The sequence below is a fragment of the Candidatus Lokiarchaeota archaeon genome (assembly GCA_014730275.1).
In the GTDB taxonomy this organism is placed as follows: domain Archaea; phylum Asgardarchaeota; class Thorarchaeia; order Thorarchaeales; family Thorarchaeaceae; genus WJIL01.
The window spans coordinates 12,152-23,338 of record WJIL01000077.1 but is presented as its reverse complement, the minus strand read 5'-3'; the positions used below and the strand labels follow the sequence as shown (position 1 = coordinate 23,338).

Below are 11,187 nucleotides of genomic sequence, written 5' to 3'. Positions count from 1 at the left end.
CTTAGGAGTCAGTATCGCTTCTGGCCCGCCATTGCTCGAAAATCGCCATGTACATGCACTCCTTTGGCGAAATCCACATTTCTGATGAGTCAAATGATCTGTCTACAAAGGTAACAGGTGCATCGCGGATAAGAGCGGCCGGCGTTGACTCGTCAGATTCTCCCATAACTGCAGTGCAAGCAGAAGCAAGGTTATCTGCTACACCTCTACGTGTGATTCTCAATACATTTCCAAACAAATCTTGTCGTCCCCTATCATCAGCAACTGGTTCAAACCCTGCAACTGCCAAGGCCATACCTATGTTGCCTAGACGTAGGGGCTGTGTTCTGCTGTCAATTACCATGACCCCAACTGTAACACCAAACCGCTTTCGAATCTCGTTCCTGAGAAGCTCGGAGCTATGGCGAGGATTTGCAGGAAGCAGAGATGCATATCCGTCAGGTACATTTGATTTGTCAACCCCAGCGTTTGCCATGAGTGTGTTGTTCTTGATAGTCAACAGAACATGAGGAATACCGCCAAGTATTTCATCGGCTTCTCTAACAACAAGCTCTGCCACTTCTGGCACGATGTTGTGACGACCAGCCAACTCTTGTGCCTGCTGAGAAACATCGATATCTTCCAAAGAGACCACCTGCCCTTCAGTGGTTCCCAAGGGTGTTTCTGCTATGCCGAGAATGTCATTATCCCTTAATTCCAGACCTTGTTTTTCTAGGCCATCCAGCAGCACATCAAGAAGATGATCATCTTCAGAGATAATTTTCGTTCGTATTGGGAGTACCAGCAAGAGAGCCACCATTTAAGCGAGGTGAGAATGAACAAAATAAAGTCTGCTGAAAGCAGACCTATTCGCTATCCTTTGTAGGATTCTCGTGTGAGTTCTTGTTGTTACTCTGTAATTTCATTCTGGCACCCATTATACAAGCATCTCCTTTTCTACCACCCATAGGATTGCTTCGTGTACCCATTGAATTCATGCATCTCGCTGCGACAGCAGCTCCAAGAGCAAGTCCGTCATCCACAACGAGTAGATCGTGATTTTCGGTCCAAAGTGTACCATCTGCCAGCTTCAGGTTCTCTGCAAGAATCTCCGGTTTTCTTCCTGTAACAACAGCTCTTCCAGTCAGGCCCAATGAGGTCGACGGCAGAATCAGACCTTTGGTTTCTGCTACAGTCAGGAGTCGTTGAACCAAATGAACTTGGACAGCATCAATCAGCGCTAAGAGCCCTGAGACTCCATTCTCTTGGAAGGCTTCTTGACCAATGCCGCTAAGCTTGTGTAGTTGTGACGCATTCACACCCACATCAACCCCTATGAGGATCACGTCTCCATCTTTGGCTGCAGCTGGATTCACAGGAACAGTACCATATCGTTTGACACCTTCGGGCACACGTTCAACTTTGATTAGCTTGTGAGCTTCTTCTACATGGTCATGTATAGTACCATAATTCTCAGATCTAACTACAGGCAAATCGAGGACACAACCACTCAGAGAATCAACAGATGGGACAGTTCTTGCCAAGGCATCGGGAATGGCTCCGGCTAGACCAGCGAAAGAACCAATGGTTCTTGCATATGGATATCGGTCATCCGTCGCTCTTCCTGCCAAGGTTGTTCCGAAATCTAGCGTCAACACAGGATTCCTAAAATCAACATCGGTACTCTTTGCTGCACCTTTGAGACCGGCTGTTACGAGCTCCCCTTCCATCTCATTTGCCACGATAGATGCTTCCGCAGGTGGAAGACAGCTTGCAACAGCACCATCAAAATAGACCTTCTTCAACCATGTGAAATCACGTATCCCAGGCGGAAGGTTGTCAGGAGAGAGTGCAGCAGTCATTCTATTGGTTGGAACACCGGCTTCAATACACCCCTCCGCAAGTGCCTTGACCATTTTCCCGACGTCTTCAGGTTTTGCAAAACCAGCAGTTACCCCAGTAGAACGAACGACGAAATGTAGGTCCTCTTGAAGTCTGATTCTGGCTTTTTTGATGACTCCCTTAAGCAAATCGGAGATGAATTCCTTAACAGATTCATGAGTCAAGTCCACACCTACAAGCGTTCGCCCAAAGGTCTCTTCATCATCTTGGGGAGAACGAACGGTACGCGTGAATGCAACTTCCTTTTCGATTTCAAATATTTCAGCGGTGTTCAAGTTTGTGCTCACTAATATGCACTTGGAGGTGGTATTTCCGAGTTCTACGGATGCTACGGTATAGAAGTCGCCCATGCGGATGGAAGAAACAGTAAGAGATCGCGGTGTAACTCGTCGGAACTTACCGGACATCACAAGTACCTTCTAATCACAGTAGCTTCCTGAACGGGTGGTTTTCAGTAGCTTCTATTCCAAATTCATTACTCAAAGCTTCAGCTGCGAAAATATCACCCATTGCAACCACTGGAAACACGCTTTCAGCATTCTCGATTGGTCCATATAGCAGATAATCAGCACCTAGGATTTGGCCGATTAGATTGGATGCAGCATCACATGTTCTGTAAATCTCCTCATCCTGTTCCTTTATCCAGTGCCATGATGATGGAGCATTATGCATTCCGGAGCCAGTAGGGTGACCGAAAGTTGCTTTGGAGACAAAAGTAAAAGCAGCAGCTGAACCCGCCCCAGAACCCATGGTGGTAGTTGCAGTATCGATAAGAGGTTTGTCAATGCCAATTTCCCGGCTCAAGGTAAGTAATCCGTTCTCCAAGTCTCCTGCTCCCTCCTCCAAGACGGCTCGACGCCCAGCAATTGAAGAATCCTGTGGATTGAAAGCAAGTATGATAGCGGAGTCAGGGCCAATTTTCTTGAGAGATTCGATTTCCTCACTTGTTACAGAGATATTGAGTGAATTATAGACCACTTTGTCCAGTAACCCGACTTCCTGCGCATGGCGAAGACCTCGTATGCGCACATCTGATTCTGTAGAATCTATGAGAAATGGAGAATCTGTAACGGAGGATACAAAATCGATGTATTCCTCTGCCGCATCGGAAGATTCCGAAAAGATATGCACTAGGGCTGGATTCCCAGTTTTGTCAGACATTTCTTCTTGTGTCTTGATGCGAGTTTCCGCCTCTGATCGATCGAAGATCCCCTTGTGTGGATTCTCAACAATCTGGTCCCCACTGTAGAAGATTGTTCCAGCCAGAACCGTGGGGTTCTCACCTGGCATCCCACCGATGCGGACATTTGCGATGTCATAGACGTATTGCTCTTTTTCAAAAATGAACATTTTCACTCAATCTCCTTTCCAACGAGAACAGTTCCAGTATCACTATCTTGAATTTCAATGCTGACTTCAATCGGGTGTAACGAAATCTTGGCTTGGGAATGTTGATGAGTAACAAGAGAAGTCGAAGGATCTAGAGATACTCCAAACTCCGGTAGAACTCCAACTGATGCAGTTGGACCTATTGCTTTCGTACCACTATCACGCACTTCAAAATCAATCCACAGCGGTTCCGCCTGATAGGATTCGTGGGATTGTGATAACAGGTTCTGGATCTTGGTAGCAATATCGTTGACATTCGAGTTTCCCATCATATCAATAAGCTCTACCTGATTCCTGAAACGCTCAACAGCTTCCGAGGGTACATTCTCAATATAGGGAATAGCACCTGGGGCTCCCAGAATTTTGTGCGTAGTCTCATCCAGGCCATTCTCGCACAGACAACGAAGGGTAGAGCCGGTACGGTGTCCTGGAACCTCCGGCCCAACCATAATGAAAAAGCGAATATTGGGATTCGAAACTACATTTGCAATCATGCGTTCGATTCCGATATTCTCTGTCTTGCATGTTCCAGCTATCGCGTAGGGCGGCGGTACCGCAATTTTCTTGCCAAGTGTACAAATAGCCACAGACAAATCGGGATTGTCAACAGTGTAATCGCCTGGAATAGGAGGCCAAGATTTGTTTTGTTTTTCATCAGGCACAGTTTTCACAACCTATTCAAATGAAGTTGGTTCGAAAATATCAGAATCTAGGCCAAGAGCACGATGTGATTCAGCGGCAGCAGATGCAATTGCATTACCGATAAGTGCAAAAGCCGTATAGACCGCTTCTGTTCGAGCCATTGAACCATACATGATACAGTCCGTTGCTAACACCTGAGCTGCGGTTGTTGAAGCGACTATTGCTGCAAGGTGAGTTTCCGGGTTGTCCAGCTCTGGACGTCGAAGGAATTTCCATGCTGAAGGTGCATTGTGGGGGCCAAGACAGGTAGGCAAACCTAACTCTGATTTGATTGCAATTATGGTTCTGTAATCGAGACCGTACCCAGCACCTACCGGCATCGTTGCGGGATCCACCACCATTTTATCGATGCCCATGTCAGTTGCTTCATCAAGCATCGTTTCAATGACTTCCATTCGTTCTTTCAAGGTGGTTGCTCGGGGGGACCAACCCAAAACAACGGCCATATGGAGAGAACTATCTTCTAGTAGTTTCTTTTCATCATCCTTCATTGAGAGATTGATGCTATTGTAAATCGCTCGATTCTCAAGGTCCTGTCCATCACAATATTCAATCCCTCGCTTTCGTGCCTTAGAACTGGTTGACTCGAACATGAAAGGACCATCGTAGTTCTCAACAAGCCATGAAAGATGATTCTCCATGGCAGTAGCAGTTCGCCCGTAAATCTGAATCAGAAATGGATGACCGGTCTTCTGCTCCATATCCTTGGCTCTCTCAATCCATTCTTTCGCCAGAACCTCATCGAAACGGCCCTTTTTGCTACTCTTTACAACTCTCTGACCTCGAAAGAAAAGGCCACCAATTGCGACCGTTGGATTCTCGCCGGGATTACCACCAATGTGAATTCCTCCGAAATCGAATGCCTTCTGCTCCTTTTTGAAAACAAACATGGTTACTCACCTTTCTTTGGCCTCGGATAGAGACCAGCTTCTTTTACTAGGGTAGGTATGCTTTCTTCCCATCCCACACCCATGATATGAATACCATCAACACCATCGATAGCTCGAACCTTCTCTATGGTCTCTAGTGCGATTCTGATACCTTCTGATCTGACCACCCCTCGTTTTTCGTTTCCGCTTAACCCATCCCCAGCATCAACCAGTCGCCGAATCATGGTTTCAGGAATTTTGATACCTGGTATCTTACGATTCATGAATCGGGCCATCCTTGGGCCCTTCAACGGAATAATCCCTGCAAGTGTCTTAATGGCATCAACATCCAATCTGTTCATGAATCTCTCAAAACGAGATACACCGTATATGGCTTGTGTCTGGAAGAAACGAGCTCCTGCTTTATGCTTCTTATTGACCCGCCAAGATTGTAATTCGATAGGATCAGCATAAGGATTGAAAGTTGCACCAAGATAGAAATGAGGTGTGCCCTCTAGTGTATCACCGGCAAGGTCGTTTCCGCTCATGAGATGACTCGCTAGCTGTAGTGCCTGAATTGAATCTAAATCATAAACCATCTTGGCTTCAGGATGAGATCCAAGCAAAGAATGATCACCGGTCATGAAGCAGACATTTCTAATGCCAAGGGCATATGCACCATAAAGTTCACTCTCAAAGAGAATGCGATTTCTATCTCGTGCTGACATCTGCATAACAGGCTCAATGCCACAATCTCGAACGAAATGACTGCACACCATACTGCTCATGGTTGGAATACCGCGAACATTGTCAGTAAGATTCAGGGCATCACAGTAGTCTTTCACGTGTAGCACCCGGTCTATCAAAAGCTGTTCATCTGCACCATGCGGTGGTCCAACTTCAGCTGTGACGACAAACCTATTGTCTTCAAGCAATCTACTGAGATGCGTTTGCACTAGAATTTGAATCTCCTCTGTACAGGTGTAAGGCAAACGAACAAGGGAGATAGATATTTGCTTTGGTTGTCTCGAAAAAAAGGGATTACTGGAATAGAGCGTCCTTGGCTTCATGAACAATGGTTTTAGGACCATGTTTCTTGGACCAATCCTTCATTTCCCAAATCCGCTTAATGTTGTCGAGTTTATCTATCTCTCTAAGTCTATCATAAATCAACTGCCACGCACATTCAGTATCTTCATCGCGCTCACACATACCATCCATTGAGCCGCCACAGGGACCATTGAGGAGCCCTTTTGCACAGCGAGTAATTGGACAGATTCCGCCAGTAAGATCAAGAACGCACTCACCACACATCGAGCACCGCTCATCGTGATGGAATCGTTCAGGCATAGTTCCTAAGAAATCAGAATCAACAGCAGGCAACGATATTTTCTCAGGCACCATCTCTGTCAAATTCTGAGTTGCGACGCCGCAGGCCTGAACAAGAAAAGCGTCGGCTTCTTCCAGCATGTTCTTGTGTTTTTCAAGTTCTTGCTTGGTTGCGAACTCGTCACAAAGACCACCTTCTACAAACACATATCCAAGCACGTCTTTCCCATGATCCGCAAGAAAATCAGTCATGTCCTCCAGCTGTAGTATACCACCCACATCACACATCTGCGCACAGCCAGAATCGCCAAAGAGGACTATCTTTTCATACCCCTCGAGCATCTCGAGGATGTCTTCTTTGCTTTTGAGCTCCATTACTATCATTCTACCAAGTCCAAGAATAATCTCCATGAATAATCTGATGCTAAAAAGATGACCTTGGATGCATAACACAAAACTAGTTGAGACGTTCAGCCTTGCCACCGGGGAGGTTGTTCATCATCTGTTTTGCATTCTTCGGTGTAATGCTTGCCTGTAGTCTTATGGTGTCACCCTCAAATGATTGGTTCTCGACTTCGCCAACATCGTGGAGCCAACTGATAAATGACATAGATTTGTCGTTATTTGGAACAGAAAGGCTATACTTGTGCAGTTCAGGCAATGCATTTTGAACTGCCCTCAGTAGAACATCAAGATGTTTCTCGTTCTTAGCAGATATTGGGATGACTTGCTCAAAACTTGATTCAAGGACTGCCTTCCTATGATTGCGTATTTTATCGGGAACCAAGTCAATCTTATTGAGCGCCGCCACAATAGGTATCGAATTTACTCCAATCCTGCCAAAGGTTTCCATGCAGGTTCGAATTTTTCTTTCCATCTCAGCAAGCGAATCTGAAGCATCGACCACAAGCACAATCACATCAGCATCCGTTATTTCCATGAGTGTAGTATCGAATGCCTGAAACAACTTGGGGGGAAGGTCACTTATGAAACCGACTGAATCTGTCAGGACAACATCTCTGCCAGGTATAGAGATTCTTGATGCTTTCGTGGAAAGCGTAGTGAAAAGTTCATCAGCAATTTCCGCATTAGAATCCGTTAGCTTGGCATGCAATGTGCTCTTGCCAGCATTAGTGTAGCCTGCCAAGGTCACCTCTGCAAAGCCCAAGTCATTTCTCCGTTTTTTCTTGAGTTTTTGGACATCAGAAATCTTATCGAGTTTCTCGCGTATTTTCGCCAAACGATTCTGTATCTGATTCAACCTCAGATTCAGAATATCCTCCCCAGCACCAATTTGTTGCGCCGTAGGTCTATCTCCTGTGTGTTCACGTTGAAGACGCATTCGTGCTTGGTGCTTCATGAAAGGGAGTTCGTATTCCAGTCGGGCCTGTTCAATCTGGAGCTTTGCTTGTCTTGTCTGAGCATGTCTTGAAAATATCTCTAAAATGACCTGTGGACGATCTCGTACTTCAACATCCCATTTTTCCATGAGACGAAACATCTGAGTTGATTTGAGATGGGGTGAAAATAGCACGAAAGCTGGTTCGTGAACTCGAATCCATTCGTCTATCTCGTCTGCTTTTCCTATGCTAATACCAAATCTACCATGTTCAGCACCAATTATGTCAAATTCTCCAACTACGTCATAACCTGCAGATGTGGCTATTGATTCAAATTCATCTAAGAGACTAGGTTCACCATATTCTCGGCGTTGGACGAGTAGTGCTGAAAGGGGTTTCATTATGTGTTCAGGTTCAGTTTGATTTCTTAAACAGTTTCATCACGCAAGCTCCCATATTCGTTCAAACAAAACCTTCATGGGGAACAAACGCTCAGAAGACAAGAAGAGTCATGAACATATTTGAAGTCAGATCAAAAGAAGGTCTTGCAAGGCTTGGTGTACTTAGTACAGAACATGGTGATGTGAGAACACCCCTGCTAATGCCAGTAGTTCACCCAGACCGGAAAGCGATTCCTGTTCAGGATCTTGTCGACAAATATGGATTCCAAATGGTAATCACTAATTCGTTTATCATTCATTCCAAGGATAATCTTCGCGAGGGCGCTCTACGAGATGGCGTACATTCGCTGCTGGACTTCGATGGCCCAATCATGACTGATTCAGGTACTTTTCAGATGTATTTCCATAAGTTACCTGAAGACCATATAGAACCGCTCGAAATTGTCAGATTTCAAAGAGACATTGGTGCCGACATGGGAACCATACTCGATGTGTTTTCAGAGCCCGATGTAGGTAAATCAAAAGTCGAAAAGAACGCAGAGATATCCTTTGAAAGAGCTAAGAAATCAGTTGGAGAGAAGGGAGACATGCTACTGGCGGGCACAATACAAGGGGGTATCTATAGCGACCTTAGGAAACGGTCCGCTAAGCAGATGGGCTCACTAGACCTAGATATTCACCCGGTTGGTGGTGTTGTTCCACTTATGGAATCATACCGGTATGCGGATATAGTTAGAGCCACCTTGGCAGCAAAGAGTGTTCTCCCTCTTAATAGACCCGTGCATCTTTTTGGATGTGGACACCCGATGTTCTTTGCTCTTGCGGCATTATTGGGGTGTGACCTATTTGACTCCGCTTCTTACGCGAAATTCGCCCAGTCAGATAGAATGATGCTTCCCACAGGAACGGTACATCTTCATCAACTTAGAGAACTGCCCTGTTCGTGTCCTATTTGTTCTCAAACCACACAGCAGGAACTTGAATCCCTACCAGATGAAGAGAGAGAGATTATGCTTTCAAAACACAATCTCTATGTCGCTGCAGCTGAGATGCGAAGGGTTCGACAGGCCATAGCTGATGGAAAACTTTTCGAACTTGCAGCTATTCGCGCGCGGGGGCATCCAGAATTGTATCAAGGACTTCAGATTATGTTAGATTATCAGAGTCAATTCCTTCCTCATTATCCTCTTGGTGCCTCAAGCTCCGTGTTCTTCACAGGGGCTGAATCTGCTCGCCATCCTGCATTCGTGAAGTTCCATAATCAGCTTGTTTCCTCCTATCCGTATCGCAATACTGATTCTCTTATGTTGGTCCCATCTCTTGGGGAGAGACCATTTTCAGAATCATTTCCAGATTTAACTGAAGCAATCAAGGAGGCACTACCTACGGCCTCAATTCTCGCATTTGTGACTCCGATTGGAGTCATTCCTTGGGAGCTTGAACATGTCTACCCAGCTCAACAGAGCGTATTTCCGACAAAAGAAATCGACACTGTTCTTTCAGCAGCCAGAATAAGGCTCACACACTTTTTGGGACAAATCAAGAGGAGGAATGTATTCTGGTTAGATCGAGACGCACCTACATCCAATCTCAAGGAAGCGATACCACATCAAGAATCAATTCGGATAATCGAAAATATTGCCGAAGCTGTAGAAATCCTCCGAGAAAAACAGAAGGATACAGATTGGGCCAAACGAAAATTAAACGCCCTATCAAAGTTCCAATGGAATATTGGATTTGATTTCCTAATAGAAGGAAAAGATTGGCATTTCTCCTTCTCAGGAAGCACAGGAAAAATCAGACACGCTTACAAATCGAATACGATTATGTTTACCGTGGTTCCAACAACTGGACTACTGGCTCCCACATTCGAGGGGGGGAAATGGCTCCTTGAACATGGGTTAGATGAGAAGTACATTGTTGTAATGGAGGATGAAGCTGCGGAATTTGTGGCAAAGGGTCGTTCAGCTCTAGCGAAGTTCGTTGAGAATGCGAATGATAAACTAGGAGCTGGTGAAGAAGTTGTAGTAACAAATACATCTGGAAGGCTGGTTGGAACTGGAAAATCCAATCTTACAGGAAAGGGAATGCTTGATTTTAGCAGAGGGGTTGCTGTAGATATCAGGCACTCGCTTCAGCACTCTGATGACGTGCAATGAGTGGATGATCAGGAACCTTTCTCAAAGCCTCAACTCCACCCAATGGCAGAACCATCACATCCGGTCGAGGAGCATAGAGTGTTATGCGTTCTCCACGGTCTCGGCTTGTTTCGGGGGGTAGCAAGGCAACAGCCGATATATCTCCAACTTCGAAATGCACCTCGACATCGCTGCCAATGTATATGACTTCACTTACTTTCCCTTCTACCTTGTTATCCCGGGGATCAGATTGTTCGAGAATAAGATCCTCAGGTCGAACCGCACATCTAACCTTCTCACCGATTTCAAACGGATACTCAGGGATTGTTGTTTCGCCGGATACAATTTGGCCATCAGGAAGTTTAACCCGTATGTACTCGTTCATTGATTCAATCGTTCCATCAAGGAAGGTACACTTGCCAATAAAGTCGGCAACAAATACGGTCTGGGGATGATGGTAGATTTCACGAGGTGTTCCGTATTGCTGGATATACCCTTCGCTAATGACGGCCACCATATCTGAGATGCTCAACGCTTCTACCTGATCATGGGTTACGTAAACCGTTGTTATGCCAAGCTCTCGCTGGATTCTAATAATCTCTTGTCGCATCTCATTTCTCAATTTTGCATCAAGATTTGATAGTGGCTCATCAAGAAGAAGTACGTCAGGTTCTATAACCAATGCTCGTGCCAGAGCTACTCGTTGCTGTTGACCTCCACTGAGTTGGTGAGGGTTTCTATCACCTAGGCCTTCCATATGTACAAGCTCCAAGGCTGCTTCTACTCGATCCTTTATCGCATCCTTTGTGTATCGCATTCCATCAATCCGCTTCATTTTGAGGCCATATGCAATGTTATCAAAAACTGACATATGGGGCCAAAGCGCGTAGTTCTGGAAAACCATGCCGGTTTTGCGCTCATACGGAGGGATATCTGTCATTTCTTCGTTATCGAAGTAGATTTCTCCTCGGTCAGGCTCTAGAAAGCCAGCGATGAGTCGAAGTAGAGTGGTCTTTCCACAGCCAGATGGACCTAAGAGAGTAGAAAGTTTCCCGTCTTCAAGCGTAATATTCACGTCATCAGTCGCAATAACGTTTCCAAAGGTTTTGCGAAGATTGTCGAGTCTGATTGATACCAT

The 11,187-nt window shown here is 45.5% G+C and carries 10 protein-coding genes; 1 reads left to right on the top strand and 9 read right to left on the bottom strand.

Annotated features, from left to right (window positions below):
* Nucleotide 1 precedes the first annotated feature (1 nt).
* From cofE to hflX, 8 genes are read right to left on the bottom strand one after another with little or no spacing between them, the layout of a single operon-like run.
* Complete coding sequence (cofE, locus tag GF309_08750; protein ID MBD3158861.1) at nucleotides 2-799, bottom strand: coenzyme F420-0:L-glutamate ligase; 798 nt, start codon at nucleotides 797-799, stop codon at nucleotides 2-4.
* 46 nt (nucleotides 800-845) lie between these two features.
* Nucleotides 846-2,288 carry a methanogenesis marker 14 protein gene (locus GF309_08745; protein ID MBD3158860.1) on the bottom strand — a complete coding sequence of 481 codons (1,443 nt, stop codon included), beginning with the start codon at nucleotides 2,286-2,288 and terminating at the stop codon, nucleotides 846-848.
* A 16-nt stretch (nucleotides 2,289-2,304) separates the two neighbouring features.
* A complete protein-coding gene (gene mtrH / locus GF309_08740; GenBank protein MBD3158859.1) occupies nucleotides 2,305-3,231 on the bottom strand; it encodes a tetrahydromethanopterin S-methyltransferase subunit H in 927 nt (308 codons plus the stop codon).
* A 2-nt stretch (nucleotides 3,232-3,233) separates the two neighbouring features.
* Nucleotides 3,234-3,941: a tetrahydromethanopterin S-methyltransferase subunit A gene (locus tag GF309_08735; GenBank protein MBD3158858.1), complete on the bottom strand. Its 708-nt coding sequence runs from the start codon at nucleotides 3,939-3,941 to the stop codon at nucleotides 3,234-3,236.
* Between the two features lie 3 nt (nucleotides 3,942-3,944).
* On the bottom strand, nucleotides 3,945-4,862 hold the full coding sequence (locus GF309_08730; protein ID MBD3158857.1) for a hypothetical protein: 918 nt from the start codon (nucleotides 4,860-4,862) through the stop codon (nucleotides 3,945-3,947).
* A gap of 2 nt (nucleotides 4,863-4,864) precedes the next feature.
* On the bottom strand, nucleotides 4,865-5,932 hold the full coding sequence (locus GF309_08725) for a methylenetetrahydrofolate reductase (protein MBD3158856.1): 1,068 nt from the start codon (nucleotides 5,930-5,932) through the stop codon (nucleotides 4,865-4,867).
* Nucleotides 5,883-6,653 carry a 5,10-methylenetetrahydrofolate reductase gene (locus GF309_08720; GenBank protein MBD3158855.1) on the bottom strand — a complete coding sequence of 257 codons (771 nt, stop codon included), beginning with the start codon at nucleotides 6,651-6,653 and terminating at the stop codon, nucleotides 5,883-5,885. Before GF309_08720 ends, GF309_08725 begins: the two co-directional genes overlap by 50 nt.
* On the bottom strand, nucleotides 6,628-7,911 hold the full coding sequence (hflX, locus tag GF309_08715) for a GTPase HflX (GenBank protein ID MBD3158854.1): 1,284 nt from the start codon (nucleotides 7,909-7,911) through the stop codon (nucleotides 6,628-6,630). The genes GF309_08720 and hflX overlap by 26 nt, the downstream gene beginning before the upstream one ends.
* A gap of 110 nt (nucleotides 7,912-8,021) precedes the next feature.
* Between hflX and tgtA the strand changes: the two genes are divergently transcribed.
* The gene (gene tgtA, locus GF309_08710; GenBank protein MBD3158853.1) at nucleotides 8,022-10,070 is read left to right on the top strand and encodes a tRNA guanosine(15) transglycosylase TgtA; all 2,049 of its coding nucleotides are present in this window, start codon (nucleotides 8,022-8,024) and stop codon (nucleotides 10,068-10,070) included.
* Here the strand turns inward: tgtA and GF309_08705 are convergent.
* Nucleotides 10,033-11,187, bottom strand: coding sequence for an ATP-binding cassette domain-containing protein (locus GF309_08705; GenBank protein ID MBD3158852.1), 1,155 nt, complete (start codon nucleotides 11,185-11,187; stop codon nucleotides 10,033-10,035). The two genes, tgtA and GF309_08705, sit on opposite strands and share 38 nt — an antisense overlap.

Bases quoted from the DNA above. Each gene is read 5' to 3' on its own strand.
- tgtA (MBD3158853.1), top strand. From the start codon at position 8,022: ATGAACATATTTGAAGTCAGATCAAAAGAAGGTCTTGCAAGGCTTGGT.
- GF309_08745 (MBD3158860.1), bottom strand. From the start codon at position 2,288: ATGTCCGGTAAGTTCCGACGAGTTACACCGCGATCTCTTACTGTTTCT.
- GF309_08730 (MBD3158857.1), bottom strand. From the start codon at position 4,862: ATGTTTGTTTTCAAAAAGGAGCAGAAGGCATTCGATTTCGGAGGAATT.
- hflX (MBD3158854.1), bottom strand. From the start codon at position 7,911: ATGAAACCCCTTTCAGCACTACTCGTCCAACGCCGAGAATATGGTGAA.
- mtrH (MBD3158859.1), bottom strand. From the start codon at position 3,231: ATGTTCATTTTTGAAAAAGAGCAATACGTCTATGACATCGCAAATGTC.
- cofE (MBD3158861.1), bottom strand. From the start codon at position 799: ATGGTGGCTCTCTTGCTGGTACTCCCAATACGAACGAAAATTATCTCT.
- GF309_08705 (MBD3158852.1), bottom strand. From the start codon at position 11,187: ATGGTATCAATCAGACTCGACAATCTTCGCAAAACCTTTGGAAACGTT.
- GF309_08725 (MBD3158856.1), bottom strand. From the start codon at position 5,932: ATGGTCCTAAAACCATTGTTCATGAAGCCAAGGACGCTCTATTCCAGT.